We start from the raw sequence: 25,524 nt of genomic DNA, 5'->3' as shown, positions 1-25,524 counted from the left end.
GAGATCACGCGCCGGCGCGCAGACGGTTGCCTGCCAGCTCCGGCTGCAGCGCGAGGCGCCCGGGCGCGGTGTAGCAGAGGAAGTGCCGGTTGGTCGCACGGCCGATGGTGCACAGGCCGATGCGCTCGGCGATCTCGTATCCCATCTGCGTGGTCCCGCTGCGCGACACGACGATGGCCACGCCCATCTGGGCGGACTTGATCACCATCTCGCTGGTCAGCCGGCCCGTGGTGTAGAAGACCAGCGGCTGCTCGCGCGTGGGCGCCAGCGGCGCCTCCAGCTCGCGCAGCCACATCCAGCCGGCGATGGTGTCGATCGCGTTGTGACGGCCCACGTCTTCCACGAAGAGCAGCATCTCCTCGCCCCGGAACAGTGCGCAGCCGTGCACCGAGCCGGCGGACTTGTACGTGGTCTCCTGCAACCGGATCGCATTGACGATTCCGTAGAGCTGCTTCTGTGTGATGCGCGCTTCGGGCAGCGGCGAGGCGTCGATCTCCTCCATCATGTGCCCGAACACGCTGCCCTGCCCGCAGCCCGTGGTGACCACGCGGTGGGCGGTGCGCTCCTCGATGCGATCGATGCCGTCACGGGTCTTCACCGCGGCGGCGTTGACCTCCCAGTCGACCGTGACCGACTCGATGGCGGCGGGCGAGTCGACCAGGCGCTGGTTGCGCAGGTAGCCGAGCACCAGCCATTCCGGATGCGCGCCCAGGGTCATGAGGGTCACCAACTCGCGCCTGTCCACATAGAGCGTCAGGTCGCGCTCGGCCGGGATGGAGATGGTTTCCGTCTCGCCGAATTCGTTGAGGATCTCCACGCTGCGCGTGAGGGGCGCGCGGGCATCGGTGAGCACGGGGCGGGTCATTGGCGAGAGGCTACCGCAAATGAAAAGGCCAGCCCGAGGGGCTGGCCTTCGCCGGCGTGGGGGCGCTTACTGCTTGGGCGCCTGGCCGGTCTTGCCGGAGGTCATGGTGCCCGACTCGGCGCGCACGCTGGGCGGGCTGGTCGCGTTGGCCGCGGGCGAATGGGCGCCCGACGCTTCCAGCGGCTTCTGCTCCGGCGGGGCGTAGGCGAACGGGCCCGGATCGGCGCAGGGCGGGTTGGTCACCGCGCCCGGGGCGGCGACCACGGCCACGGGGGTGCTGCCGCCCTGGGACGCCGTCGCGGACGTCGGGGTCGGCGGCTTGGCGGCTGCGGCCGCGGGCGTCGCAGTTGCCGCAGCCGGGGCGGCAGCAGCGGCCGGCGTCGGGGTTGCCGCAGCGGGGGCGGCGGCAGCGGCGGGCGCGGGGCTTGCCGCAGCCGGAGCGCCCGACGCCGCGGCGGCCGGCGCCTTCGGCGGGTGGCTGGCCTTGTACTTCGCGGCCACGCGGTCCTGCACCTGGCACAGCTTGAAGGCGTCCACCTTGCCCTGCCAGGCCGTCTTCGCGGCTGCTTCCGCGGCCTTGGCCTTGGCGGCCTCGTCCGGCGGCGGGAGCTTGGCCACGGCGGTCCCCGCCACGGCCAGCGCGAGGGCGGTCATCGTCAGACGGATCATCGTCGTTCTCTCCTTAGACGGTGTGCACGGCCTGCGTGCCGCCTGCCACCTCGGCCGGCTTGCTCCGCTGGGCCGGAACCTTGCCGGCCCTGATGTCCTCGTACCAGTAGGCGTGGTGTTCCTTCGCCCACGGCTCGTTGACGTAGCCGTGCCGCATCCCCGTATAGGCGCCGCGGAAGCCGACGGTGCCGACGTAGATGTGCAGGAACATGATCGCCAGCATCAGGGCCGCGGCCGTCGCGTGGATCATGTTGGTGACCTGCATGGTCTGGCGGTCGTAGAGCAGGCTGGGGATCAGCTTGTCCATCACCAGGCCGGAACCGACCACGATCACGCCCAGCAGCAGGGTGCCGACCCAGAAGATCACCTTCTCCATGGCGTTGAAGCGATGCGAGGGCATTTCGTTGCCGCCCAGCATGCCGCCCAGGCGCAGCAGCCACCGCAGGTCGCCCTTCTGCGGGAAGTTGTCGCGGATGAAGGCGACGATCACGATCACCAGCGACACGGCGAACAGGGGCCCGAAGAAGTTGTGCAGGTTCTTCAGCAGGTAGGTGAAGTAGCCGAACAGCGTCAGGCCCATCACCGGCAGCAGGAAGAACTTGCCGAAGGCCATGACGATGCCGGAGAGGCCCAGCACGACGAAGGCGATCGCATTGACCCAATGGGCGGCGCGTTCGAAGGGCGTGAAGCGCTCGATGCGCATCGGGCCGCTGTCGACGGTCGCATGGCCCAGGGGACCCTTGACGAAGTAGAAGATCCCGAGCCCCAGCACCGCGATCAGCAGCAGCGCGCCGCCGTAGGGGATGATCCAGTTGTTGCGCACCTCGCGCCAGGCCTGGCCGGCTGTGGTCATGCGCGAACCGGGGTACTGCACCGGTTCCTGGATCAGGACGCCGGCCTCCGGCGCCTGCGACTTGGGCAGGCTGCTGTAGCCTTCGCGCCCCGCCTGCACCCCGCGCCACATCGGCGCGTTGTTGCCCGGCTGGACCGCGTTGCGCTGGCCGTTGTTCTGCTGCAGGTAGCCCGGCTCGGACGAGGCATCGCGCTTCACCTCCGGCTTGACCTCGAAGATGTTCTGGCCCTGGATGCCCGGCACGCCCTGCTGCTGGCCGGGGGGCAGGTCCTCGGGCGCCAGCTTCGCGCCGGGTGCGGCGCCCGTGGGCGTGGCGGTGGAGCCGCCGCCCGCGGGCGTGGAGCTTTGCGACTGCGCGAGCGCGCTGCCGGCCAGGGTCGCCGCCAGCACGCCCGCGGCGAGGAGATCAAGGAACCTTGACATAGTCGTTCTGCCCGTTGACCGTGCGGGTTTTCAGCTGCTGTTCCCAGTTGGCGCGGTCGCCGGGCTTCCAGCCCACCGCCGTGTAGGGCGGCTGCTTGTTGGTGCCGTTGAACGGGGCGGCGTCGCTCTTGATGCCGCTGGCGGTCTGCTCGCGTTCGGCGCAGGCCGCCAGGGCCAGGGCCGCGAGCGCAAGGACGAGGACGGTTCTCACGACTTGGCACCTCCCGGTTGGCCGGCCTGCTTGGAGCCGTAGGCGGTGCCCCAGCCCCACACTTCCGCGCCCTTGCCGCGCTTGAGCACGCGGTTGCGGAAGATGTCGGCGATGACATCGCCGTCGCCGCCCAGCAGCGCCTTGGTCGAGCACATCTCGGCGCAGGCGGGCAGCTTGCCCTCGGCCAGGCGGTTGCGGCCGTACTTCTCGAACTCGGCCTGCGAGCCGTTGGCCTCGGGGCCGCCGGCGCAGAAGGTGCACTTGTCCATCTTGCCGCGCACCCCGAAGGTGCCGGCGGCGGGGAACTGCGGCGCGCCGAACGGGCAGGCATAGCTGCAGTAGCCGCAGCCGATGCAGGTGTCCTTGTCGTGCAGCACCACGCCCTCTTCGGTGCGGTAGAAGCAGTTGACCGGGCACACCGCCATGCACGGCGCGTCGGAGCAGTGCATGCAGGCGACCGAGACCGAGCGCTCGCCCGGCACGCCGTCGTTCAGGGTCACCACGCGGCGGCGGTTCACGCCCCAAGGGACCTCGTGCTCGTTCTTGCAGGCCGTGACGCAACTGTTGCATTCGATGCAACGCTCGGAGTCACAGATGAATTTCATTCTTGCCATCGTGGTCTCCTCACGCGCGCTCGATATTGCAGATCGTCGTCTTGGTCTCTTGCATCATGGTGACGCTGTCGTAGCCGTAGGTCGTGGCGGTGTTGACCGCCTCGCCGCGGACCACGGGCGCTGCCCCGTTCGGGTAGTACGCCAGCATGTCGTTGCCCTGCCAGCGGCCCGAGAAGTGGAACGGCATCCAGCACGTGTCGGGGCCGACGCGCTCCGTCACCAGCGCCTGCACGTTCAGCTGCGCGCCGGTCGGCGTGCGCAGCCAGACGCGGTCGCCCTGCTTGATGCCCTTGGCGGCGGCCGTCTGCGGATTGATCTCGACGAACGCTTCCTGCTGCAGTTCGGCCAGCCACGGGTTGGACCGGGTCTCCTCGCCACCGCCTTCGTACTCCGTCAGGCGGCCCGAGGTCAGGATCAGCGGGAACTTCTCGGCGACCTTGTCCGTCAGGTTCTTCTGCTGCAGCGTCTTGTAGAGCGTCGGCGTGCGCCAGAAAGCCTTCTTGTCGTCGTGCGTCGGGTACTTGGCGACCAGGTCCGGACGCGTGCTGTAGATCGGTTCGCGGTGCTGCGGGATCGGGTCGGGGAAGTTCCAGACCACCGCGCGCGCCTTGGCGTTGCCGAAGCAGTGCACGCCGTGGTTCTTCATCGCCACGCGGATCAGGCCGCCGGACAGGTCGGTCTTCCAGTTCTTGCCTTCGGCCGCGGAGCGTTCCTCCGGCGTGAGCTCTTCCCACCAGCCCAGCTTCTTGACCAGGACGTGGTCGACCTCGGGGTAGCCGGTCTGGATCTCGCAGCCCACCGGGAAGGAGCCGTCCTCGGCCAGCAGGTTGACGCCGTCCTTCTCCACGCCGAAGTTGGCGCGGAAGCAGCCGCCGCCATCCATCACGTGCTTGGTCGTGTCGTACAGGTTCGGCGAGCCCGGATGCTTCAGTTCGGGCGTGCCGTAGCAGGGCCACGGCAGGCCGAAGTAGTCTCCGGTCAGGTCGTAGCCGGTGTCCTTGTCCTTGACGTTGCCCTTGCACTTGAGCGTCTTGACGTCGAAGGCCGCCATGTTCTTCATGTGGGCCTTCAGGCGCTCGGGGCTCTGGCCCGTGTAGCCGATCGTCCAGTTGGACTTGTTGATTTCACGCAGGATGTCCTCGGGCACGGGTTCGTCCATGCCCTTGACCTTCTGCATCTTGTAGTTCTTGGTCAGTTCGGCGCCGAAGCCGAGCTTCTGCGCCAGTTGGTACATGATCATGTGGTCGCTGCGGCTTTCCCACAGCGGCTCGATCACCTTCTCGCGCCACTGCAGCGAGCGGTTGGACGCCGTGCAGGAGCCGCTGGTCTCGAACTGGGTGGCCGCCGGCAGCAGGTACACCGCGCGGTTCGGGTTGAGGTCGCCCTCCTGCCCGGGCATGGCCGCCATCGCGGCGGTGGCGGACGGATACGGGTCGACGACGACCAGCAGGTCCAGCTTGTCCATCGCGCGCTTCATCTCGAGGCCGCGGGTCTGGGAGTTCGGCGCGTGGCCCCAGTAGAAGACGCCGCGCAGGTTCGGGTCCTGGTCGAGGAGCTCGTTCTTCTCCAGCACGCCGTCGATCCAGCGCGAGACCGTCATGCCCGGCTTGGTCATCATCGTGGCGTTCTGGAAGCGGCCCTTGATCCAGTCGTAGTCGACGTTCCAGACCTTGGCGTAGTGGCGCCATGCGCCTTCGGCGATGCCGTAGTAGCCGGGCAGCGAGTCGGGGTTGGGGCCGACGTCGGTGGCGCCCTGCACGTTGTCGTGGCCGCGGAAGATGTTGGCGCCGCCGCCGGCGACGCCGATGTTGCCCAGCGCCAGTTGCAGGATGCAGGACGCACGCACCATCGCGTTGCCGATCGAGTGCTGCGTCTGGCCCATGCACCACACGATGGTGGAGGGCCGGTTCATCGCCATCGTCTGGGCGACCTTGAACACTTCCGCCTCGGGCACGCCGCAGGCCTCCTGCACCTTGTCGGGGGTCCACTTGGCCAGCACGTCCTCGCGGACCTTGTCCATGCCGTACACGCGGTCATTGAGGTACTTCTTGTCTTCCCAGCCGTTCTTGAAGACGTGGTACAGCACGCCGAACAGGAAGGGGATGTCGGAGCCGGAGCGGAAGCGGATGTACTGGTCCGCCTTTGCTGCCGTGCGCGTGAAGCGCGGGTCCGCCACCATCAGCTTGGTGCCGTTCTCCTTGGCGTGCAGCATGTGCAGCATGGAGACCGGGTGCGCCTCCGCGGCGTTGGAGCCGATGTACAACGCCGCCTTGCTGTTCTGCAGGTCGTTGTACGAGTTGGTCATCGCGCCGTAGCCCCAGGTGTTGGCCACGCCGGCCACCGTGGTGGAGTGGCAGATGCGCGCCTGGTGGTCGCAGTTGTTGCTGCCCCAGAGGCTCACGAACTTGCGCATCAGGTACGACTGCTCGTTCGAGTGCTTGGACGAACCGATCCAGAACACCGATTCCGGGCCGCTGGCCTTGCGCAGGTCCTGCAGCCTGGCGGTGATTTCATCGAGCGCCTGGTCCCAGGAGATGCGCTGGTACTTGCCGTTCACCAGCTTCATGGGATAGCGCAGGCGGAACTCGCCGTGGCCGTGCTCGCGGATCGCGGCGCCCTTGCAGCAGTGCGCGCCGAGGTTGATCGGCGAATCGAACACCGGCTCCTGGCGCACCCACAGTCCGTTCTCCACCACCGCGTCGATGGCGCAGCCCACCGAGCAGTGCGTGCAGACGGTGCGCTTGACTTCGACGCGGCCGTCTCCGACCGCGGGGCCCTTGCCATCCGCCGCCTTTGCCTTCTTCACCAGCGTCAACGACGAGGCGGCGATGCCCACGCCCACCCCGAGGCCGGACCGGCGCAGGAATGCGCGGCGGTCCATGGTGGGCAGAGCCGCGGCCAACCCGCGCTGCAGGCTGTGCACGAACGGCGAGCGCGCGGCAACCTGGGTGCCACCCGTCTTCTTGGTCAGCAACATGGAACTCTCCAGCGAGTTAGACGAGCGTGCTCTTGTAGTAACGCTTCACGTGTTCGGTCACGCGGTAGCCGCCGCCGTTCTCGGGCTTGGGCGGCGTTTCTTCCGAGACGGTTGTCTCGGGCGCGGGTGACTTGGGCAGCGTGACGACGGCGGCAGTGGCCGCGCCCGCGACGGCGGCACCGAGCATGAAGCCCCGGCGCGATGGCTTGGCCTGCGAATCGGACATGGACGTCTCCTTCAAGCTCTTATGAACTTCTGCACATAACTGTAGTGGAGCAAGTAAACCGCGGCAATTCGAAATCAAGCTCGATGCTCAGGGAAAACGCGAACGCACGGAGTCCCGACAGGAGCCCGACAGGTTCCGGCGCGCGCGAGCGACGCGCAGAGCGGCGTTCCATCCGACCAGTGGATGGAACAAACGGGACTCCGAGGGAAAGCCCTTAGGCCAAGAGCGTTACGCGAGCATGTCGAAGCCTTGCGCTTCGATGTTCACGAAAGCTCGCGTGAAGTCAGCCAGCACCGCATAGAAGCGCGCCTTCGGATGCGAACTTATTGCATCGCACAAGGAATGAATCCAGGGCTGCAGGTGCTCCGCGAAGAACTCGCGCTGCCGCGTGAGGTTGGCCACGGCCATATCGTCGCCGGCGATGAGGTAGCGCATCACCTCGAGCTCGTAGGCCACGTGGTCCTCCGTTTCCGGCATCGCTTCGTCGCGCGACAGGCCCAGCGCGGCGAGCGTGTTGCGCAGGCGCACGAGCGGCTTCTCGTTCAGATAGCCGCTGATGTAGTGGGAGCCGAAGAGGTAGACCTCGGGCTTGCCCACTCCGCCGAAGAGGGCGTCGTACTCCTCGCCGATCTCCGCGCCGTCCTGCGCGCGCGCGGCGCCGACCAGCGCGCGCCAGGGCTCCTCCAGGAACGCCCCCTGGGCCGGCGCCTCGGTGGGTGCGACCCGCAGGGCCTCCAGCAGGGGCGCGGCCGGCGGCGCGTAGAACAGCTGGGAGAGCAGGCCGTAGATCTCGGCGCGCGCGGTCTCCTCGTCGAGCGCGCTGGTGGTGGGCAGGGGCTCGCTCATAGATCCGAAACTCATAGATCCGAAATGCGGTCTTCGTCGCTGGCGGAATAGATGTCGATCACGCGGCAGTCGCTGCACATCTTCAGGCGGTCCAGCGCGGCGCCCTGGAACATCGAATGGCCGGCCAGCTTGCCGATCATGGATTCGATACCGCGCAGGGTGCCGAAGGCCTTGCCGCAGCGGATGCAGGCATAGGGCTGCGCCTCGTTGAGCACGCGCGGCTGCTTGCGCTCGGGCGCGAGCGACAGCCGGGGCTGCAGCGTGATCGCCTTCTCCGGGCAGGTCTTCGCGCAGAGCCCGCACTGCACGCAGTTGCTTTCGACCATGCGCAGTTGCGGCGCCTGCGGGTTGTCCTGCAGCGCGCTGGCGGGGCAGGCTCCGACGCAACTCATGCACATCGTGCATTTGTCCTTGTCGACGACGATGGCCCCGAAGGGCGCGCCGGGCGGCAGGGCGATGGCTTCCGGCTTCGCGGGCGCGTGCTCGATGAGATGGTCCAGCGCGAGCTCCAGCGTCGTGCGCTTCTCGGCGGCGACGGCGAAGCGGGCGCGCGCCTTCGGCGTGGCGCCGCGGCGCTGGGCGAGCAACTGCAGGTCCTGGTCGAGATCGCCGGCGCCGCGGCTGCGCAGCAGGCTGAAGTGGCGACCCTGGTAGCCGAGGCCTTCGACGATGGCCTGCGCGACCTGCATCTGCTGCTCGAGCGCGTCCAGGTACTGCGGCGCTTCTTCGTGGGTCGCGAGCAGCGCGACGTGCGCCGCGCCCTGCGCCACCGCGGTCAGCCACAGGTCGATGCCGGTGCTGGCCACGTGCCAGAGCGCCAGCGGGATCACGTTGGCCGGCACGCCCGCGGCGGCGCCGACGCGGGCCGCGCGACCGAGCTCCTCGACCAGCGCCTGGCCGCGCTCCTGGCTGTGCAGCAGCAGGATGGGCGCGACGCCGCCGGCCCGCTCGTACGTCGACAGCAAGGTGCGGATCTTCGTGCCCTGCTCGCCGGCGCGCGGGTAGACGTAGCTCAGCGCGCCGGTCGGACAGACGGTGGTGCACGCGCCGCAGCCGACGCACAGGTTGGCATCGACCTTGATCTGCTGGCGGGACTTCTCGCTGGAGATCGCCTCCGCCGAGCAGATGTCCACGCAGGCATTGCAGCCGACCTTCTCGTTGCGGCTGTGGGCGCACAGTTTCTGCCGGTAGGCGAAGAACTTCGGCTTCTCGAATTCGCCGACCAGTTCGCGCAGCTTGAGCGCGACGTCCAGCGCCTTCGGACCGTTCGCCTCGCCCGCGGGCAGGTGGAAATAGCCTTGCGGCGGCGCGTGCTGGAGGAACGCGGGCTGCTGCCGCAGGTCCAGCACCAGGTCGTAGGTGTCTTCGTGCGCCACCGGCGCGCGCGTGAAGTCGATGGCGCCGGCGACCTCGCAGGCCTTCACGCAGTCACGGTGGCTCTTGCAGGCCCCCAGGTCGACCTGGTAGTCGAGCCCGATGGCCTGCTCGGGGCAGGCCGCCACGCAGGCGTTGCAGCGGGTGCACAGGTCGAGGTCGATCGGGTTGTCCTGCGACCAGGACAGCCGGAACGCGCCGAGCCAGCCGGTGAGGCGGTCGATGCGGCCGGCCACGACGGGGAAGCGGCGCTCCTGCGCGCCGCTTCCGCCGCGCGAGAAGAGGGTCACGTCCAGCGTGTCGCCCAGGAGGGCGGCGAAGCGCTCGGCCTGCTCCAGCGGGCCGATCACGAGCAGCCGGCCTTCGCTCTTGTAGGTGACGGTGGGCACCGGCTCCGGTTCGGGCAGCTTCGCCGCGGCGAGCAGCGCGGCCAGCTTGGGGCCCGCGCTCTTCGCGTCGCGGCTCCAGCCGCCAGTCTCTCGGATGTTGACGAAGCGGACCGGGGAGACCGCGCCCTCGGTTTGCTGCCCCAGTTCGCCGAACAGGCGCCTTTCCTGGGTGCACGCCACCACCACCTCGGAGCCGCTCTTCACGGCCTGCTGGAACGCGCCGGCTTCGCGGCGGCACAGCGTGGAATGCAGCGTCAGGTTTTCATCCAGCGCCCGCCCCAGGGCCTGTGCGTCCAGGGGCATCGTCTTGTTGCAGTCGCAGATCAGGGTCGGCATGGTCGTCGGCCGGGGGTAATGCTGGTCCGGTCGGGGTGCCCGACTGTGCCACGTTTTCGGGCACCGGGTCCTGCGCGCTTTCCCTCGTCGGCGCCTCGGCCGCGGCGGCATCCTTCTCCTCCTCCTCGTCGTCGAAGAGCTTGAGGAACTTCGCGCTGGAGAGCTTCCTGAGCATCTCGGGCGGCAGGGGATCGGGCTTGGAGTAGTCGTCGATGTAGACGTCGAGCCCGTCCATCACGTTGAAGTGCGGGTCGGCGAAGAGCTTCTTGAGGGCGGCGGTCCGGACCTCGGGGGCGACGTCGGGTTTGGTGAAGCGGGTGAAGTCGGAGTCCTTGGTGAGGGACTGCGCGTCTTCCAACGTGGGGGGTGGCTCGGCGGCGGCCGTCCCCTCACCCCCGCCCTCTCCCGGCTGGGGAGAGGGAATCACTTCTCCGGTCCCGCCTGCGGGGGCGGGTTGGGGTGCAGGTTGCGGTACTGGGACCTTCAGCTCCGCTTCCGCCGCAACCTCCTCCCCCTTGCGCACGGCGTCCTTCCTTCGCGACCACCGGCCCAGGAACCCGTCGCCCACTTCAGTTCTCCCGCCCGTACTTCTTGTGCGTGCTGACCGAGGCCGGCTGCCCGAAGCGGTCTTCCAGGCGGCGGAAGCTCTCCGGGCGCTTGCGCCGGCGCGGCTCGGGCACGTAGTGCTCCTCGGCGAAGACGCGCATCCACTCGATCACGTCCGGCGGCGCGGGCACCTGCTCCACCGTCTCCTGCGCGTCCAGCCAGCGGCCGGCGTCGTGGTAGCTCAGGCTCACGATCACCGGCCGGGCGATCGGTTCGTCGGCCAGCGTCGGCTCTTCGTCCATGCGCCACAGCACGAAGAAGCAGGGCGCGGGCGAGCTCAGGTTCAGGTAGTAGCCTTCGGCGTCGTCGCGGTACAGCTCCACGCGGAAGGCGGGGTGCAGCCAGCGTTCGCCATCGGGGTCGCTGTGCAGCAGCCGGGGCTCCGTCCCGAACGCCTCCTCGTTCTCGACGACGTCGTCGAGCTCCCACTTCCATTCCTGCCAGCGGCTGTGCGTGCGCACCTTGCGCATGATCACCGCGACATCGGTGGCGGGGCGCACGATCACGGCCGTGTCCTCAGGTGTTCTTCGACACCGTGATGGTGGGGAACTTCGAGGAGAAGTCCTTGCCCCTGGCGGCGATCTTGATCGCCACCTGGCGCGCCACGCTCTTGTAGATGCCGGCGGCCTCGCCGTCGGGGTCGGCCACGACCGTGGGCTTGCCGCTGTCGGCCTGCTCGCGGATCTGCATCGACAGCGGCAGCGCGCCCAGGAAGTCGATGCCCTTCTCCTGCGCGTAGCGCTTGCCGCCGCCATCGCCGAAGATGTGCTCGGCGTGGCCGCAGTTGCTGCAGACGTGCACCGCCATGTTCTCCACCACGCCGAGGATCGGCACGCCGACCTTGTCGAACATGGTGACGGCCTTGCGGGCGTCGATCAGGGCGATGTCCTGCGGAGTGGTCACGATCACGGCGCCAGTCATGGGCACGCGCTGCGACAGCGTGAGCTGGATGTCGCCGGTGCCGGGGGGCATGTCGACGATCAGGTAGTCGAGGTCCTTCCAGTTGGTCTGGCGCAGCAGCTGCTCCAGCGCCTGGGTGGCCATGGGGCCGCGCCAGATCATGGCCTCGTCCTGGTTGACCAGGAAGCCGATCGACATGACCTGCACGCCGTGGTTCTCCAGCGGCTCCATGGTCTGGCCGTCCTCGCTCTCGGGACGGCGCGAGATGCCCAGCATCATGGGCTGGCTGGGGCCGTAGATGTCGGCGTCCAGCACGCCGACGCTGGCGCCCTCGGCCGCCAGGGCCAGCGCCAGGTTGGCCGCCGTGGTGCTCTTGCCCACGCCTCCCTTGCCGGAGGCCACGGCGATGATGTTCTTCACGTTGGGCATCAGCTGCACGCCGCGCTGGACGGCATGCGGGACCACCCTGGTCGCGATGTTGACGGAGACGTTGGCGACACCGGGCACGCCCTTGGCGGCCGCGACCAGCGCCTTGCGCAGCGCGGGCACCTGGCTCCTGGCGGGATACCCGAGTTCCACGTCGAAGGAGACGTCGCCGCCCTCGATGTGCACGTTCTTCAGCGCCTTGGTGCTGACGAAATCCTTGCCCGTATTCGGGTCCTTCACGCCCGCGAGGGCGGCAAGCAGCTGTTCCTGGGTGGCCATAAACCTTGGTTCCGGGTAATTCCGCCAGTGTAGCGGTCGCGAATAAAATCCCCGGTTCCCCAGGAAAACCCCCATGCCCCAGCGCAAGCTCTTCGTCACCACCGCCCTGCCCTACGCCAACGGCAAGTTCCACATCGGCCACATCATGGAGTACATCCAGGCCGACATCTGGGTGCGGCACCAGCGCATGCAGGGCAGCATGGTGCATTTCGTCGGTGCCGACGACGCGCACGGCGCGCCGATCATGATCGCGGCCGAAAAGGCCGGGAAGACCCCGGAGCAGTTCGTCGCCGAGATCGCGGCGGGCCGCAAGCAGTACCTGGACGGCTTCCACATCCGCTTCGACAACTGGCACTCCACGCACAGCCCGGAAAACACCCAGCTGGCGCAGGAGATCTACCGGCACCTGAAGGCCAGCGGCCTCATCACGAGCCGCACGATCGAGCAGTTCTACGACCCGGTGAAGGGCATGTTCCTGCCCGACCGCTACATCAAGGGCGAGTGCCCGACCTGCCACGCGAAGGACCAGTACGGCGATTCCTGCGAGGTGTGCAGCAGCGTCTACTCGCCCACGCAATTGATCGAGCCCTATTCGACGCTCACCGGCGCCAGGCCGGAGCTGCGCACGTCCGAGCACTATTTCTTCCAGCTCTCCAGGCCGGAGGTGGTCGAGTTCCTGAAGGCGTGGACCCAGGACGGCAAGCTCCAGTCCGAAGTGGCCAAGAAGGCCGGCGAATGGTTCGAGGCCGGGATGGCCGACTGGGACATCAGCCGCGACGCGCCCTACTTCGGCATCGAGGTCCCGGACGCGCCCGGCAAGTACTTCTACGTCTGGCTGGACGCGCCGATCGGCTACCTCGCAAGCCTGAAGAACCACTTCGACAAGGGCCAGGCGAAGAACCACTGGCACCCCGCGTCGCGCACGGATGCGAGCTTCGAGCAGTACGTGGCCGATCCGGCGGTGGAGCAGGTCCACTTCATCGGCAAGGACATCGTGTATTTCCACACCCTGTTCTGGCCGGCGATGCTGAAGTTCAGCGACCGCAAGACGCCGGACCAGGTGAACGTGCACGGCTTCATCACGGTCAGCGGCGAGAAGATGTCCAAGAGCCGCGGCACGGGGATCGATCCGCTGAAGTACCTGTCGCTGGGCATGAATCCCGAGTGGCTGCGCTACTACATCGCCGCCAAGCTGAATTCGCGCGTCGAGGACGTGGACTTCAACCCCGACGACTTCGTCGCGCGCGTGAACGCCGACCTGATCGGCAAGTACGTGAACATCGCCAGCCGCGCGGTGAAGTTCGTGCCGGGGGGCAAGCTGGTGGCCGGCGACGCCTCGGCGCTGAACCACGCGGGGCTGGTTGCGACGGTGAAGGAACTGTACGAGACGCGCGAGTTCGGCAAGGCGCTGCGCGAGGTGATGGCCTTCGCCGACCAGGTCAACACGCGCTTCGACACCGCCGCGCCCTGGAAGCTGCTGAAGGAAGGCAAGGGGGAGGAAGCGGCCAGGGTCTGCTCGGAGTGCCTGGAGGCCTTCAAGGTGATGACGGCCTGCCTGAAGCCGGTGCTGCCGGAGCTGGCGCTGGAGGCGGAGAAGTTCCTGAACTGCGGGACGCTGGACTGGGACAACGCGGTGAAGGCCCTGGGCGCGGGGCACCAGGTGGGCGAGTACAAGCATCTCATGCAGCGCGTGGACATGAAGCAGGTCGATGCACTGTTCGAGCCTCCCGCGGAAGCCGGCGCAGGCGCGCCGCCACCCCAGCCCGCCCCCAGCGGGGGGGCGAGCGGACAGCCGCCCGGGGGCGAGGAGATCGCGCCGGAAATCACCATCGACGATTTCACGAAGGTCGACCTGCGGATCGCGAAGATCGTCAACTGCGAGTCCGTCGAAGGCGCCAAGAAGCTGCTGCGGCTGACGCTCGATATCGGCGAGGGCAAGACGCGCAACGTCTTCGCGGGGATCGCCTCCGCCTACAAGCCGGAGGAACTGGTCGGAAAGCTGACGGTGATGGTGGCCAACCTGGCGCCACGCAAGATGAAGTTCGGCGTGAGCGAGGGCATGGTGCTGGCCGCCAGCAACGCGGACGACAAGGCCGGCGGGATCTACGTGCTCAACCCGTGGCCGGGCGCGGAGCCGGGGATGCGGGTTCGCTGATGCGCGGGCGCAACGCGGACTGCGCCCAGATGCAAAAGGTGTTGCGCTCCCGGCCGCGAAAGCTTGCGCATCCACGTAAAGCAGCGGCCTGGCCGATGGAGCTCGGTTAAGCTGGCGCGCATGCAGTATTTCGCTCGCGCAGCCCTCGTCGGCCTCGTGGCTTTCAGCCTCTCCGGCTGCACCGTCATCACGGTCGCCGGCACGGCCGCCGGCCTGGCCGTCACCGCCGGTTCGCTGGCGGTCGATGCCGCGGTGGGCACCGTCACGCTCACGGGCAAGGCGGTCGGCGCGGTGGCCGGCGCGGTCCTGCCCGGCGGCGACGAGGGGAAGTAGGCCGGCGCCGGCGAAGGCGTAAACTTTCGGCCATGTCCACCCCGCTCCTGCCGCTCTCCCGCCGCAGGCGCTTCATCACCCGGCTGCACCACTGCGGCCCTCCGGCAGCGAACTGAACCCGCCCGTTCCGTTCGATTTCCGGAGTCCCCCTTGATTTCCTTCGCCTTTCGTCCCCGCCTGCTGGACGCGCTGCGCGCTTACGACCGCCCGCGTTTCGTCCACGACCTGGGCGCCGGCCTCACGGTCGGCATCGTCGCCCTGCCGCTGGCGATGGCATTCGCCATCGCCTCCGGCCTCAAGCCCGAAGCCGGCCTCTGGACCGCCATCATCGCCGGCCTGCTGATCTCGCTCTTCGGGGGATCGAGCGTGCAGATCGGCGGCCCCGCCGGCGCCTTCATCGTCATCGTCTACGGCATCCTCGAGCGCTACGGGCTGCCGAACCTGCTGATCGCGACCGCCTGCGCCGGCGTGCTGCTGTTCGTCATGGGCCTGCTGCGGCTCGGGCGGCTGGTGCGCTACGTGCCGGTCAGCATCGTCATCGGCTTCACCAACGGGATCGCGGTGCTGATCGCGGCCTCGCAGCTCAAGGACTGGATGGGGCTGTCGGTGGCGAAGATGCCCGCCGACTTCTTCGCCCAACTGGGCACCATCGCCGCCCATCTCGACTCATTCAACCCCTACGCCTTCGGGCTGGGCAGCTTCTGCCTGATCGGCCTGTTCGTCTGGCCGCGCGTCTGGCATGCGCAGTCGCCCGTGAAGAAGCTGGCGCAACAGGTGCCCGGCATGCACCAGGCGAGCGAAGTCGGCGCGCGCGTCCCCGGCCCCGTCGTGGCCCTGGTCTCGCTCACGCTGCTGGCCTGGTACTTCCGGCTGCCGGTGGAAACCATCGGCAGCCGCTTCGGCAACATCCCCACGGGGCTGCCCACGTTCGCGCTGCCGGACTTCAGCTGGGCGACGGTGAAGCTGCTGGTGACGCCCACGCTCACCATCGCGCTGCTGGGGGCCATCGAGTCGCTGCTGTGCGCGCGCGTGGCCGACCAGGTGTCCAACCTGCCGCGGCACGACCCCAACCAGGAACTCATGGCGCAGGGCATCGCCAACTTCGTGGTGCCCTTCTTCGGCGGCATGCCCGCCACCGGCACCATCGCCCGCACGGTGACCAACGTCCGCTCGGGAGCGACCTCGCCGATCGCCGGCGTGGTCCACGCCCTGACGCTGGCGGCGGTGGTGTTGCTGGCCGGGCCGCTGGCGCTGCTGGTGCCGCTGTCGGTGCTGGCGGGCATCCTGTTCTACGTGGCCTGGAACATGGGCGAGTGGCGCGAGTTCGCGCACCTGCCCAGGTACAGCCTCCACTACCGCCTGCTGATGACGGGCACCTTCGCGCTGACGGTGATCTTCGACCTCACCGTGGCGGTGCAGGTGGGCCTGGTCGCCGCCTGCGTGCTGTTCATCCGCACCATGAGCTCCTTGTTCCGCGTGGAGCTGGTGCCGACCGAGGACGGCCGCCTGCGCTACGAGCTGTACGGCTCGCTGTTCTTCGGCGCCACCGCCAAGATCGATCCCATCGTACAGGCGGTGGAAAGCCTGCCGCCCGGATCGGACGTCGTGCTGGACGCCCTGCACCTGGTCCACCTGGACACCTCCGGGCTGGACGCCCTGCGGCAGCTGCACAAGGTCGTGCTGCTGCGGCAGGGGTCGCTGGCGATCGAGAACCTGCACGAGCAGCCGCGCGGGGTGATCGAGCGCAGCGGCTTCCTGGGCGAACTGGAGCGCCACCAGGCCTCGGACGAAGTGGCGGCCTGAGCGTCCCCTGCCGCCGGTCAAAAGGGCCGGCCGGACCCCACGAGTAAAATCCCCCCATGGCCAGCCTCTTCCTCCGCATCTTCCGCCGCCCGGACTACAACTCCGACGTGACCGAGTTCATTTCGCAGCTCAAGACGGAGAAGCCCGACCTGGAGGCGCAGCAGCGCGCCGGCCGGGCGATCTGGTGGGACAAGCACCTGGACCGCGAGCAGATCGACGACTGGAAGCAGGCGCGCGTCCCCGCCAAGCCCTACGCCTACGGCGACGACCCGCGCCAGCGCCGCTGACGGCGCGGTCCGATGGACAGCAGCGAAACCAGCCTGCCGGAACTGCCGGTCCGGCCGACTGCCGCCGAAGAGATCGGCCTGCCGGAGGTGGTGGACCAGGTCGCGCTCGCGCGCCTGTACGGCGAGCCCCTGTTCGCCCTGCCGCAGGACCTGTACATCCCGCCGGATGCGCTCGAGATCTTCCTCGAAGCCTTCGAGGGCCCGCTGGACCTGCTGCTGTACCTGATCCGCAAGCAGAACTTCAACATCCTCGACATCCCGATGGCGGCGGTGACCCGCCAGTACCTGCAGTACGTCGAAGAGATCCGCGAGCGCAACCTCGAACTGGCCGCCGAATACCTGCTGATGGCCGCCATGCTCATCGAGATCAAGTCGCGCATGCTGCTGCCGCCCAAGAAGACGGCCGAAGGCGAGGAAGCCGAGGACCCACGCGCGGAACTGGTGCGGCGCCTGCTCGAATACGAGCAGATGAAGGCCGCCGCCTTCCGCCTCAACGAGATGCCGCAGGTGGGCCGCGACGTGCTGCGGGCGCAGGTCTACATCGAGCAGTCGCTGCAGCCCCGCTTCCCCGACGTCCACATCCTGGACCTGCAGGAAGCCTGGCGCGACATCCTGCGCCGAGCGAAGCTGGTGCAGCACCACAAGATCACGCGCGAGGAACTGTCGGTGCGCGAGCACATGAGCCTGGTGCTCAAGAAGCTGCAGGGCCGCAAGTTCGTCGAGTTCGAGCAGCTGTTCGATCCCACCCGCGGCGTGCCGGTGCTGATCGTGACCTTCATCGCCACCCTCGAACTGGCCAAGGAAACCCTGATCGAGCTGACGCAGGCCGAAGCCTACGCGCCGATCTACGTCCGGCTCGCCTACCAGCCGGCCTGAGCAGCACCACAACGATTTTCCGGGAGACATCGTGAGCCAAGCCATTCCTCGCGATTTCGACGTCCTGATCGTCGGCAGCGGCCTCGCGGGCCTGTCCGCGGCGCTCCACCTCGCGCCCACGCACCGGGTCGCGATCCTCACCAAGCGCGCGATGTCCGACGGCTCCAGCGGCTGGGCGCAGGGCGGCATCGCCGCCGTGATGGACGCGAGCGACAGCTTCGACAGCCACGTCGACGACACCCTGGTCGCCGGCGCCGGCCTGTCCGACCCCGAGGCCACGCGCTTCGTGGTGGAGCACGCGCCCGAGAGCGTGGCCTGGCTGCGCCAGCTGGGCGTGCCCTTCTCCGAGGAGGATGGCCAGCTGCACCTCACGCGCGAGGGCGGCCACAGCGCCCGCCGCATCGTGCACGTGACCGACGCCACCGGCGCCGCGGTGCAGCGGACGCTGATCGAACGCGTGAAGCGCACGTCGAACATCACGATCCTGGAACACCACATGCTGGTGGACCTGATCTACGCCGCCAAGCTCGGCCAGCAGCCGAACCGCTGCCTGGGCCTGTACGCGCTGGACGAGGACACCGACGAAGTGCTCACCTTCCGCGCGCCGCACACCATCCTGGCGACCGGGGGCGCGGGCAAGGTCTACCTGTACACGACCAACCCGGACACGGCGACCGGCGACGGCATCGCCGCGGCCTGGCGCGCGGGCTGCCGCGCGACGAACATGGAGTTCATCCAGTTCCACCCGACCTGCCTGTACCACCCCCACGTCAAGAACTTCCTGATCTCCGAAGCGGTGCGCGGCGAAGGCGGCCGGCTGATGCTGCCGGATGGCACGCGCTTCATGCCGAACCACGACCCGCGGCTGGAACTGGCCCCGCGCGACGTGGTGGCGCGCGCGATCGACTTCGAGATGAAGAAGCACGGCCTCGACTGCGTGCTGCTGGACATCTCGCACCAGCCGCCGGAGTTCGTGCGGGAGCACTTCCCGAACATCCACGCCCGCTGCCTGGAGCTGGGCATCGACATCACGAAGCAGCCGATCCCGGTCGTGCCGGCCGCCCACTACACCTGCGGCGGCGTGCACACGGACCTGTCCGGCCGCACCGACCTGGCCGGCCTGCACGCGATCGGCGAGACCGCCTACACCGGCCTGCACGGGGCCAACCGGCTGGCCAGCAACTCGCTGGTGGAGTGCATGGTGTTCGCCCGCTCCGCCGCCAACGACATCCTGGCCACGCCGCTGCCGGCGCCGCCGGCGGTGCCCGCCTGGGACGACAGCCGCGTGACCGACGCCGACGAAGCCGTCGTGATCTCGCACAATTGGGACGAGCTGCGCCGCTTCATGTGGGACTACGTGGGCATCGTCCGCACCAACAAGCGCCTGGACCGCGCCGCGCACCGCATCGGGCTGCTGCAGGGCGAGATCCAGGAGTTCTACAGCGCCTTCCACGTCACGCGCGACCTGCTGGAGCTGCGCAACCTGGTGACGGTCGCCGACCTGATCGTGCGCTCGGCGCAGTCGCGGCACGAAAGCCGTGGCCTGCACTTCAGCCGCGACTACCCGCAGCTGGCGCCGGTGGCGCTGCCCACGACGCTGAGTCCCGGCGGCTGATCCCCTGGCGGCGCGTGCGAGCGCTTGCTATAACGCGGCGTCCATGTCGCGCCGCCGCCTCGTCCTGGCTGCCTGCCTGCTGCCGCTGCTCGCGGCGCCGGCGCGCGCCATGGAATTCCACCGGGTGGACGACGTGCTGGTCATGTCCGGCCCGGTCACCGGCAACGAACTGGTGGAGCTGCGCAACGCGCTGGCGCGCGGACCGCTGCGGCTGGTGCTGCTGCACGAAAGCCCCGGCGGCGACCTCTGGAACGGCTACCACGTCGGCCACCGCATCCGCTCCGAAGGCCTCCCCACTTCCGTCTCCGGCAGGTGCGAGTCGGCCTGCGGGCTGATCTTCCTGGGCGGCGCGGAACGGACGTTCTCCGATGGCCGGCCCATCGCAGTGACCATGGTCGGCCTGCACGGGGCGCACACGACGGACACGAAGCAGCCGCTGTCGCAGCTGTCGCCGCGCATGGCCTACGTGATCCGCAGCCTCACGGGCGACAAGTACCCGCCGGAACTGCTGCAGCGGACGGTCTATCCGCGCAACGCCGAGGACATCGTCTACGCCTTCCACCCGAGCCGCTTCCGGCAGGACGGCACTCCCCGGGGCGTGTTCGAGTGCCTCAAGCAGCCGGACATCGGCTTCAGGTGCGCCATGGTCGACGGGCTCGACGCACTGGCGATCGGCGTGATCACCCGGCCGGAGGTGCTGGAGCTGCCGCCAGCCGTGAAGCAGGTGCTGCAGGCGTTGCCGCCCCTTCCCGAAACGAACTGATCCGGGGCTCGGCAGCGGTCCCGGGAGCGCCTCGGAGCGCGCCGTTGCGGGCCTGGAGTCGGTGAGCGCCGACAACGCTCAGCTGGCGCACGGCTCGGTCGCCTCCGCGCACGAGGTGAAGACGCGGGCCGAGCAGCTAGGCGCGGCCGTGTCGCGCTTCCGCCTGCCCGCGGACGCGGCACCGGCCGCACCGATTCGTCCTACCATGGAGGCCCAGCGAGGAGAGCTTCCTTGTACGGCCTGATCTCGAAAATGAAGACGCTGCCCGGCCAGCGCGACACCCTGGTGGGCATCCTGGTCCAGGGCAGCAAGGCCATGCCCGGGTGCATCCACTACATCATCGCCAAGGACATCCACGACGAGCACACGCTGTGGGTGGTGGAGACCTGGGAAAGCGCGCAGGCGCACCAGTCCTCGCTGTCGCTACCCACCGTGGTGGAGGCGATGGCCCGGGGTCAGCCCCTCGTCGCGGAGGTCGAGCGCCGCATCGAGACGCTGCCGGTGAGCATCGCCAGCTGCAACTGAGCGTCAGGCGGCGCCGATGTCCGGCACCAGCGCGCCGGCGGGCTGCCCCGCCTTCAGCGCCGCCGTGAAGGCCAGCATGCGGTCGATCGGCACCCGCGCCCGCTCGACGATCGCGGGGTCCACGAACACTTCGTTGGCGCCCGTCTCCAGCACGTGGGCCAGGCCCGCCAGGCCGTTCATGGCCATCCAGGGGCAGTGCGCGCAGCTCTTGCAGGTGGCGCTGTTGCCCGCGGTGGGGGCCTCGATGAACACCTTGTCCGGGTTCAGCGTGCGCAGCTTGTGCATCATGCCGTTGTCGGTGGCCACGATGAACTCGCGGGCGTCGAACTCGCGCGCCGCCTTCAGGATCCCCGAGGTCGAGCCGACCGCATCGGCCAGCGCCACCACATCGGCGGGCGACTCGGGGTGCACCAGCACCTTGGCGTTCGGGTATTGCTTCTTCAGGTCCGCCAGCTCGAAGGCCTTGAACTCGTCGTGCACGATGCACGAGCCGTTCCAGAACACCATGTCGGCACCGGTCTCGCGCTGGATGTAGCCGCCCAGGTGCTTGTCGGGCGCCCACAGGATCCGGTGGCCCTTGGCCTTGAGCGCGCGCACGATGTCGAGCGCGCAGCTGGAGGTCACCAGCCAGTCCGAGCGCGCCTTCACGGCGGCGCTGGTGTTGGCGTAGACCACCACGGTGCGGTCCGGATGCTGGCGGCAGAACGCGTCGAATTCGTCCTCCGGGCAGCCCAGGTCCAGCGAGCAGGTGGCGTCCAGGTCGGGCATCAGCACGCGCTTTTCCGGCGACAGGATCTTCGCCGTCTCGCCCATGAACTTCACGCCGGACACCACCAGCGCCTGCGCCGGGTGGTCGCGGCCGAAGCGCGCCATCTCCAGCGAGTCGCTGACGATGCCGCCGGTCTCTTCCGCCAGGTCCTGCAGGTCCGGGTGCACGTAGTAGTGCGACACCATGACCGCGTTGCGCTCCTTCAGCAGGCGCTTGATCCTGTCCTTCAGCGCCGCGCGCTCGGCCGGCGACGGCTCGAGGGGCACGCGCGCCCAGGCGTGCTTGGTGTCGCAGGTGTTGCCGGGCAGCGGGTGCTCGTACTCTACGTCCTTGATCGGGATGACAACGCTCATTCGATTTCTTTCAGCCGCATGGAGAAGTCCGTGGCCTTCACGTCCTTCGTCAGGGTGCCGATGGAGATGCGGTCGACGCCCGTCTCCGCCAGCTCGCGCAGGCGCTCCAGCGTGACGCCGCCGGAGATCTCCAGGATCGCGCGGCCGGCATTGAGGCGGACCGCCTCGCGCAGCGTCGGCAGGTCCATGTTGTCCAGCAGGACCATCTTCGCCCCGGCCTCCAGCGCCTCGCGCAGCTGCTCCAGCGTCTCCACCTCGATCTCGATGAAGCTCGCGTGGCCGGCGACGCGCTGGGCCGCCTGCAGGACCGGCACCACGCCGCCGGCCGCTGCGATGTGGTTCTCCTTGATCAGCACGGCGTCGTAGAGGCCGATGCGGTGGTTGAGGCCGCCGCCGGTGCGCACCGCGTACTTCTGCGCCAGCCGCAGGCCGGGCAGCGTCTTGCGGGTGTCGACGATGCGCGCGCGCGTGCCGCGCACGGCCTCGACGTAGGTGGCCGTCTTCGTCGCGACGGCGCTCAGGAGCTGCAGGAAGTTCAGCGCGGTGCGTTCCGCCGTGAGCAGGGAGCGCGCGGCGCCCTCGACCTGCAGCACGACCTGGTCGGCGGCGCAGCGCTCGCCTTCGCCGACGAGCCACTGCACCTGCAGCCCGGGGTCGACCTGGCGCAGCGCGGCCTCGGCCCAGGGCGCGCCGCAGATCACGGCGCTTTCGCGCGCCAGCACGCGCGCCCGGGCGCGGCGGCCGGCGGGCACGAGCGAAGCGGTCAGGTCGCCTGCGCCCAGGTCCTCGGCGAGGGCGCGCGCGGCATCGCTGCGCGCGAGTTCCGCGACCGCGGAAAGGGAGAAATCGAACACGGGACTCATGGGGCAAGCATAACCGCCGGCGTATCCCCCCGCTGGCAGCGCCACTGCCGCAGGCGCTACAGTCCCCGTCCACGGAGGTTCCCATGAACGTCGGCGAGATCCAGCAGCTGTTCGAACCGCTCTTCCCCGGCCTGATGGGCGTGAAGCTCACCGAGGCGACGCCGGAACGCGTCGTCGCCACGATGCTCGTGCGCCCGGACCTCTGCACGGCGGGCGGGATCCTGCACGGCGGCGCGCACATGGCGTTCGCCGACACGCTCGGCGCCGTGGGCACGCTGCTGAACCTGCCGCCCGGCAAGCGCACGACCACCACGGATTCCAGCACCAAGTTCATCGGCGGCGCGGCCGTGAACACCACCGTGACCGCCGAGAGCGTCGCGCTGCACCGGGGCCGGACCACGATGGTCTGGCAGACCACCGTGCGCAACGAGCAGGGCCGGCTGTGCTCGGTGGTCACGCAGACGCAGCTGGTCCTCGACTAGCGCCGGCGTTCCCACAGCTTCTGGCGGGAGGCGCTGACTGCGCGCGGCGCCGGCGGTCCGACAATCGCCCCATGAACCCGACTTATGCCCCGACCGAGCCGCCGCGTGCGGAGGTGGACGCGTACAGCGGCCCCACGGTGCTGGACTTCGGCACGAACTGGTGCGGCTGGTGCAGCAATGCCCAGCCGATGATCGCCGCCGCGCTCGAGGCGCACCCCGGGCTGCGCTACCTGAAGGTGGAGGACGGCCCCGGGCGGCCGCTGGGCCGCAGCTTCCGCGTGAAGCTGTGGCCCACCCTGGTCTTCCTGAAGGACGGCCGGGAAGTAGCCCGCGTCGTGCGGCCCTCCCGGGTGGAGGAACTGCACGAGGCGCTGGCGAAGATCACCGACGCCGTGCGGGCCTAGCCAGCGCCTTCAGTTGGCGGCGAAGCAGTACAGCCGGCCGTCGCCGCCGGTCGCCTTCAGCGCGTCCAGCCCGCAGCCGCGCGATCCGTGCGAGGAGTTCCAGGACTTCGCCGGCGGCTCCTCGTTGAGGCCGGTGCGGTCGTGGTGGCCGACGATCGCGGAGCCTTCCCCGCTCTTGGTCCAGTTGCCGCAGGTGGTGTCGCCGGTGGCCGTGGAGGCCCGGCCGTCCGGCGTCGAGCCGGTCAGCACGTCGTGCATGTTCACCGCGTCGCCGCGCCCCGCCACGACCTCGCCGCGCTCGGTCAGGGCCGTCTGCTTGGTGAGCCGGTTCGTCCCGTGCAGTTCGTCGACACTGCCGGCGATCGTCTCGCCCTTGGCGTTCATCCAGGGGCCGCGCCCGATGCGGTCGCGGGCATTGACGGATCCCGCGCCGGTGGTGCTCAGGTAGGCGCGCCAGGTCTTGCCGCCGGCGCCCGCCGCGCTCGCCAGCGACTGGCAGTACTGGTCGGCACCCGCCAACCCGCCGAAGTCCGCGCCCTTGCCCGGATTCTTGCTGGTGACGAAGAAGCTCATCGGGCTGGCGGAGGCGCTGCTCGAACTCGAGAACGGATTGGACATGCTTGAGCACGCCGCCACGAGAGCGGCGGATGTGGCAAGGGCCAGGACAAGGGCGGACCGGCGCATGGGAATTCCTTCTTCGTTGGGGACCCGCAGGCTAGTGCACCGCCGCGCCCGGTGGGGGCGGGAAGCTCCCTAGGTAACCGAAGGAATAAAAAGCCGATCAGCCGCGCTCGGCGGCCGGATCGCGCCCCATTAGGGCTGCGACCGCATCGTGGGGAGAAGTTCGCCCGTCGAGCAGGTCCACCACCCCCGCCGCGATCGGCATCTCGATGCCGAGGCGGCGCGCCCGCTCGAGCACGGTCCGGGCACTGTAGACCCCTTCCGCCACGTGGCCGAGCGAATCCACCGCCTGCTGCAGCGAGCGCCCCTGGGCGAGCAGGAGCCCCACGCGCCGGTTGCGGCTCAGGTCGCCGGTCGCCGTGAGGACCAGGTCCCCGAGGCCGGAGAGACCCATGAAGGTCTCCGGCCGGGCCCCGAGGGCAGCGCCCAGGCGCGTCATCTCGGCGAGGCCCCGGGTGATCAGGGCCGCGCGCGCGTTCAGCCCCAGCGCCAGCCCGTCGCAGAGGCCGGTCGCGATCGCCAGCACGTTCTTGACCGCGCCGCCCACCTCCACGCCCGCGAGGTCCTCGTTGACGTACACCCGCATGGCGGGGCCGTGGAAGGCCGCGACCAGGGCGTCGCGCACCGGCGCGGAATCGCTGGCGGCGACCAGCGCCGTCGGCTGGCCGCCGGCCACCTCCTGCGCGAAGCTGGGGCCGCTGAGGGCGCCGGCCGCGAGCTGCGGCGCGACTTCTGCGCGCACCTCGTGGCCGAGGAGTCCGTAGGGATGCGACACCGGCGCCTCGAAGCCCTTGCAGAGCCAGGCGACGGGCCGGCCGCAGCCGGCGACCTCCACCAGCATCTGGCGCAGGGCCGCCATGGGCGTCGCGACGATCACCAGGTCGTGCCGCTGCGCGAGCGCGCGCGGCTCACCCTCCGCGCGCGACGCGACGCGGACGCCGGCAGGCAGCCGGTGGCCTGGGAGGTAATGGGCGTTCTCGCCCTGGGCGGCCATGGCCGCGGCCTGCGCCGCGTCGCGCGCCCAGAGGGTCACCCGCTGGCGTTGCCCGGCGCTGATGGCCAGCGCCGTGCCCCAGGCGCCGGCGCCGAGGACGAGGATGTCCATGCCCCGCGCGCCGGAAGCCGCCTCAGGCGGAGGTGATGATGGGCGAAGCGCCTTGCTGGCCTTGCTGGGCCTGCTGCGCCTGCTGCTGCTCGTACATGGCCTGGAAGTTGATTTCGGCCAGGTGCACGGGCGGGAAGCCGGCGCGCGTGATCATGTCGGCCACGTTGGCGCGCAGGTACGGGTAGACGATCTGCGGGCAGGCGCTGCCCATGATGGACTGCATCTGTTCGGCCGGCACGTTGCGGATCTCGAAGATGCCGGCCTGCTTGACCTCCGCCAGGAACACGGTGCGGTCCTTGATCTTGGTCGTGACGGTGGCGGACACGGCCACTTCGTACACGCCCTCGGCGGCCTGCTGCGCCTCGACGCCCAACTGGATGTCGACGGTGGGCTGCTCCTGGTCCAGCAGGATGGCCGGGCTGTTGGGCTGCTCCAGCGAAGCCTCCTTCATGTAGACGCGCTGGATCTGGAACACGGGATCGTTGTTGTCGGCCATCTCTGGTGCCTCGGGTTGCG

The 25,524-nt window shown here is 69.2% G+C and carries 27 protein-coding genes; 10 read left to right on the top strand and 17 right to left on the bottom strand.

Annotated elements, in window-relative coordinates; translation table 11 throughout:
* Nucleotides 1-4: 4 nt before the first annotated feature.
* The 12 genes from JJ685_RS24170 to apbC form a co-directional block, all read right to left on the bottom strand.
* The gene (locus JJ685_RS24170) at nt 5-865 is read right to left on the bottom strand and encodes a formate dehydrogenase accessory sulfurtransferase FdhD (RefSeq protein WP_201676913.1); all 861 of its coding nucleotides are present in this window, start codon (nt 863-865) and stop codon (nt 5-7) included.
* A gap of 66 nt (nt 866-931) precedes the next feature.
* Entirely contained in the window at nt 932-1,534 is a 603-nt protein-coding gene (locus tag JJ685_RS24165) for a superantigen-like protein SSL4 (protein WP_201676912.1), read from the bottom strand.
* Between the two features lie 13 nt (nt 1,535-1,547).
* A complete protein-coding gene (locus tag JJ685_RS24160) occupies nt 1,548-2,810 on the bottom strand; it encodes a formate dehydrogenase subunit gamma (RefSeq protein WP_201676911.1) in 1,263 nt (420 codons plus the stop codon).
* The gene (locus JJ685_RS24155) at nt 2,794-3,021 is read right to left on the bottom strand and encodes a hypothetical protein (protein WP_201676910.1); all 228 of its coding nucleotides are present in this window, start codon (nt 3,019-3,021) and stop codon (nt 2,794-2,796) included. Before JJ685_RS24155 ends, JJ685_RS24160 begins: the two co-directional genes overlap by 17 nt.
* A complete protein-coding gene (fdh3B, locus tag JJ685_RS24150) occupies nt 3,018-3,635 on the bottom strand; it encodes a formate dehydrogenase FDH3 subunit beta (RefSeq protein ID WP_201676909.1) in 618 nt (205 codons plus the stop codon). Before fdh3B ends, JJ685_RS24155 begins: the two co-directional genes overlap by 4 nt.
* A 10-nt stretch (nt 3,636-3,645) precedes the next feature.
* Complete coding sequence (locus JJ685_RS24145) at nt 3,646-6,612, bottom strand: formate dehydrogenase subunit alpha (RefSeq protein ID WP_201676908.1); 2,967 nt, start codon at nt 6,610-6,612, stop codon at nt 3,646-3,648.
* Between the two features lie 16 nt (nt 6,613-6,628).
* Nucleotides 6,629-6,838: a twin-arginine translocation signal domain-containing protein gene (locus JJ685_RS24140; RefSeq protein WP_201676907.1), complete on the bottom strand. Its 210-nt coding sequence runs from the start codon at nt 6,836-6,838 to the stop codon at nt 6,629-6,631.
* A 228-nt stretch (nt 6,839-7,066) separates the two neighbouring features.
* Nucleotides 7,067-7,684, bottom strand: coding sequence for a TorD/DmsD family molecular chaperone (locus tag JJ685_RS24135; protein ID WP_201676906.1), 618 nt, complete (start codon nt 7,682-7,684; stop codon nt 7,067-7,069).
* Nucleotides 7,685-7,695: 11 nt separating this feature from the next.
* Nucleotides 7,696-9,783 carry a 4Fe-4S binding protein gene (locus JJ685_RS24130; RefSeq protein WP_201676905.1) on the bottom strand — a complete coding sequence of 696 codons (2,088 nt, stop codon included), beginning with the start codon at nt 9,781-9,783 and terminating at the stop codon, nt 7,696-7,698.
* Nucleotides 9,710-10,351 carry a DUF3306 domain-containing protein gene (locus JJ685_RS24125; RefSeq protein WP_201676904.1) on the bottom strand — a complete coding sequence of 214 codons (642 nt, stop codon included), beginning with the start codon at nt 10,349-10,351 and terminating at the stop codon, nt 9,710-9,712. Before JJ685_RS24125 ends, JJ685_RS24130 begins: the two co-directional genes overlap by 74 nt.
* Nucleotide 10,352: 1 nt before the next feature.
* Nucleotides 10,353-10,859, bottom strand: coding sequence for a DUF3305 domain-containing protein (locus JJ685_RS24120; protein WP_201676960.1), 507 nt, complete (start codon nt 10,857-10,859; stop codon nt 10,353-10,355).
* 46 nt (nt 10,860-10,905) lie between these two features.
* A complete protein-coding gene (gene apbC, locus JJ685_RS24115) occupies nt 10,906-11,994 on the bottom strand; it encodes an iron-sulfur cluster carrier protein ApbC (RefSeq protein ID WP_201676903.1) in 1,089 nt (362 codons plus the stop codon).
* A gap of 73 nt (nt 11,995-12,067) precedes the next feature.
* Between apbC and metG the strand changes: the two genes are divergently transcribed.
* From metG to JJ685_RS24075, 8 genes are all read left to right on the top strand, one after another.
* On the top strand, nt 12,068-14,149 hold the full coding sequence (gene metG, locus JJ685_RS24110; protein ID WP_201676902.1) for a methionine--tRNA ligase: 2,082 nt from the start codon (nt 12,068-12,070) through the stop codon (nt 14,147-14,149).
* 120 nt (nt 14,150-14,269) lie between these two features.
* On the top strand, nt 14,270-14,482 hold the full coding sequence (locus JJ685_RS24105) for a hypothetical protein (protein ID WP_201676901.1): 213 nt from the start codon (nt 14,270-14,272) through the stop codon (nt 14,480-14,482).
* A gap of 150 nt (nt 14,483-14,632) precedes the next feature.
* The gene (locus JJ685_RS24100) at nt 14,633-16,285 is read left to right on the top strand and encodes a SulP family inorganic anion transporter (protein WP_201676900.1); all 1,653 of its coding nucleotides are present in this window, start codon (nt 14,633-14,635) and stop codon (nt 16,283-16,285) included.
* Between the two features lie 56 nt (nt 16,286-16,341).
* On the top strand, nt 16,342-16,572 hold the full coding sequence (locus JJ685_RS24095; RefSeq protein ID WP_201676899.1) for a DUF3460 family protein: 231 nt from the start codon (nt 16,342-16,344) through the stop codon (nt 16,570-16,572).
* Between the two features lie 12 nt (nt 16,573-16,584).
* Nucleotides 16,585-17,448 carry a segregation and condensation protein A gene (locus JJ685_RS24090; protein ID WP_201676898.1) on the top strand — a complete coding sequence of 288 codons (864 nt, stop codon included), beginning with the start codon at nt 16,585-16,587 and terminating at the stop codon, nt 17,446-17,448.
* 31 nt (nt 17,449-17,479) lie between these two features.
* Nucleotides 17,480-19,063: an L-aspartate oxidase gene (gene nadB / locus JJ685_RS24085; protein ID WP_330901833.1), complete on the top strand. Its 1,584-nt coding sequence runs from the start codon at nt 17,480-17,482 to the stop codon at nt 19,061-19,063.
* A 43-nt stretch (nt 19,064-19,106) separates the two neighbouring features.
* On the top strand, nt 19,107-19,826 hold the full coding sequence (locus tag JJ685_RS24080) for a hypothetical protein (RefSeq protein ID WP_201676897.1): 720 nt from the start codon (nt 19,107-19,109) through the stop codon (nt 19,824-19,826).
* Nucleotides 19,827-20,057: 231 nt separating this feature from the next.
* Nucleotides 20,058-20,351 carry a putative quinol monooxygenase gene (locus JJ685_RS24075; protein ID WP_201676896.1) on the top strand — a complete coding sequence of 98 codons (294 nt, stop codon included), beginning with the start codon at nt 20,058-20,060 and terminating at the stop codon, nt 20,349-20,351.
* Nucleotides 20,352-20,354: 3 nt separating this feature from the next.
* Here the strand turns inward: JJ685_RS24075 and nadA are convergent, their stop codons facing one another.
* Together nadA and nadC are read right to left on the bottom strand one after the other, a co-directional pair.
* Nucleotides 20,355-21,473 (bottom strand): quinolinate synthase NadA, encoded by a 1,119-nt coding sequence (gene nadA / locus JJ685_RS24070; protein ID WP_201676895.1) that lies wholly within the window; start codon nt 21,471-21,473, stop codon nt 20,355-20,357.
* Nucleotides 21,470-22,336, bottom strand: a complete 867-nt coding sequence (gene nadC, locus JJ685_RS24065; RefSeq protein WP_201676894.1) for a carboxylating nicotinate-nucleotide diphosphorylase — start codon at nt 22,334-22,336, stop codon at nt 21,470-21,472. Before nadC ends, nadA begins: the two co-directional genes overlap by 4 nt.
* Nucleotides 22,337-22,419: 83 nt before the next feature.
* On the opposite strand from nadC, the gene JJ685_RS24060 reads away from it, so the two are divergent.
* Together JJ685_RS24060 and JJ685_RS24055 are read left to right on the top strand one after the other, a co-directional pair.
* A complete protein-coding gene (locus JJ685_RS24060) occupies nt 22,420-22,818 on the top strand; it encodes a PaaI family thioesterase (RefSeq protein WP_201676893.1) in 399 nt (132 codons plus the stop codon).
* A gap of 71 nt (nt 22,819-22,889) precedes the next feature.
* On the top strand, nt 22,890-23,222 hold the full coding sequence (locus JJ685_RS24055) for a thioredoxin family protein (protein WP_201676892.1): 333 nt from the start codon (nt 22,890-22,892) through the stop codon (nt 23,220-23,222).
* A gap of 9 nt (nt 23,223-23,231) precedes the next feature.
* Here the strand turns inward: JJ685_RS24055 and JJ685_RS24050 are convergent, their stop codons facing one another.
* The 3 genes from JJ685_RS24050 to secB form a co-directional block, all read right to left on the bottom strand.
* Complete coding sequence (locus JJ685_RS24050; protein WP_201676891.1) at nt 23,232-23,906, bottom strand: hypothetical protein; 675 nt, start codon at nt 23,904-23,906, stop codon at nt 23,232-23,234.
* A gap of 97 nt (nt 23,907-24,003) precedes the next feature.
* Nucleotides 24,004-25,008, bottom strand: coding sequence for an NAD(P)H-dependent glycerol-3-phosphate dehydrogenase (locus tag JJ685_RS24045; RefSeq protein ID WP_201676890.1), 1,005 nt, complete (start codon nt 25,006-25,008; stop codon nt 24,004-24,006).
* A gap of 22 nt (nt 25,009-25,030) precedes the next feature.
* Nucleotides 25,031-25,504, bottom strand: coding sequence for a protein-export chaperone SecB (gene secB / locus JJ685_RS24040; protein WP_201676889.1), 474 nt, complete (start codon nt 25,502-25,504; stop codon nt 25,031-25,033).
* Nucleotides 25,505-25,524 lie beyond the last annotated feature (20 nt).

The sequence above is a fragment of the Ramlibacter monticola genome, from assembly GCF_016722785.1.
Classification (GTDB): Bacteria; Pseudomonadota; Gammaproteobacteria; order Burkholderiales; family Burkholderiaceae_C; genus Ramlibacter; species Ramlibacter monticola.
This window is presented reverse-complemented; position numbering and strand designations above follow the sequence as displayed.

Excerpts from the sequence above, each read along its gene's own strand:
- JJ685_RS24170 (WP_201676913.1), bottom strand. The coding sequence starts at position 865 with ATGACCCGCCCCGTGCTCACCGATGCCCGCGCGCCCCTCACGCGCAGC.
- JJ685_RS24165 (WP_201676912.1), bottom strand. The coding sequence starts at position 1,534 with ATGATCCGTCTGACGATGACCGCCCTCGCGCTGGCCGTGGCGGGGACC.
- JJ685_RS24160 (WP_201676911.1), bottom strand. The coding sequence starts at position 2,810 with ATGTCAAGGTTCCTTGATCTCCTCGCCGCGGGCGTGCTGGCGGCGACC.
- fdh3B (WP_201676909.1), bottom strand. The coding sequence starts at position 3,635 with ATGGCAAGAATGAAATTCATCTGTGACTCCGAGCGTTGCATCGAATGC.
- JJ685_RS24145 (WP_201676908.1), bottom strand. The coding sequence starts at position 6,612 with ATGTTGCTGACCAAGAAGACGGGTGGCACCCAGGTTGCCGCGCGCTCG.
- JJ685_RS24140 (WP_201676907.1), bottom strand. The coding sequence starts at position 6,838 with ATGTCCGATTCGCAGGCCAAGCCATCGCGCCGGGGCTTCATGCTCGGT.
- JJ685_RS24135 (WP_201676906.1), bottom strand. The coding sequence starts at position 7,684 with ATGAGCGAGCCCCTGCCCACCACCAGCGCGCTCGACGAGGAGACCGCG.
- JJ685_RS24130 (WP_201676905.1), bottom strand. The coding sequence starts at position 9,783 with ATGCCGACCCTGATCTGCGACTGCAACAAGACGATGCCCCTGGACGCA.
- JJ685_RS24120 (WP_201676960.1), bottom strand. The coding sequence starts at position 10,859 with ATGCGCAAGGTGCGCACGCACAGCCGCTGGCAGGAATGGAAGTGGGAG.
- apbC (WP_201676903.1), bottom strand. The coding sequence starts at position 11,994 with ATGGCCACCCAGGAACAGCTGCTTGCCGCCCTCGCGGGCGTGAAGGAC.
- metG (WP_201676902.1), top strand. The coding sequence starts at position 12,068 with ATGCCCCAGCGCAAGCTCTTCGTCACCACCGCCCTGCCCTACGCCAAC.
- JJ685_RS24105 (WP_201676901.1), top strand. The coding sequence starts at position 14,270 with ATGCAGTATTTCGCTCGCGCAGCCCTCGTCGGCCTCGTGGCTTTCAGC.
- JJ685_RS24095 (WP_201676899.1), top strand. The coding sequence starts at position 16,342 with ATGGCCAGCCTCTTCCTCCGCATCTTCCGCCGCCCGGACTACAACTCC.
- JJ685_RS24090 (WP_201676898.1), top strand. The coding sequence starts at position 16,585 with ATGGACAGCAGCGAAACCAGCCTGCCGGAACTGCCGGTCCGGCCGACT.
- JJ685_RS24080 (WP_201676897.1), top strand. The coding sequence starts at position 19,107 with ATGTCGCGCCGCCGCCTCGTCCTGGCTGCCTGCCTGCTGCCGCTGCTC.
- nadA (WP_201676895.1), bottom strand. The coding sequence starts at position 21,473 with ATGAGCGTTGTCATCCCGATCAAGGACGTAGAGTACGAGCACCCGCTG.
- nadC (WP_201676894.1), bottom strand. The coding sequence starts at position 22,336 with ATGAGTCCCGTGTTCGATTTCTCCCTTTCCGCGGTCGCGGAACTCGCG.
- JJ685_RS24060 (WP_201676893.1), top strand. The coding sequence starts at position 22,420 with ATGAACGTCGGCGAGATCCAGCAGCTGTTCGAACCGCTCTTCCCCGGC.
- JJ685_RS24055 (WP_201676892.1), top strand. The coding sequence starts at position 22,890 with ATGAACCCGACTTATGCCCCGACCGAGCCGCCGCGTGCGGAGGTGGAC.
- JJ685_RS24050 (WP_201676891.1), bottom strand. The coding sequence starts at position 23,906 with ATGCGCCGGTCCGCCCTTGTCCTGGCCCTTGCCACATCCGCCGCTCTC.
- JJ685_RS24045 (WP_201676890.1), bottom strand. The coding sequence starts at position 25,008 with ATGGACATCCTCGTCCTCGGCGCCGGCGCCTGGGGCACGGCGCTGGCC.
- secB (WP_201676889.1), bottom strand. The coding sequence starts at position 25,504 with ATGGCCGACAACAACGATCCCGTGTTCCAGATCCAGCGCGTCTACATG.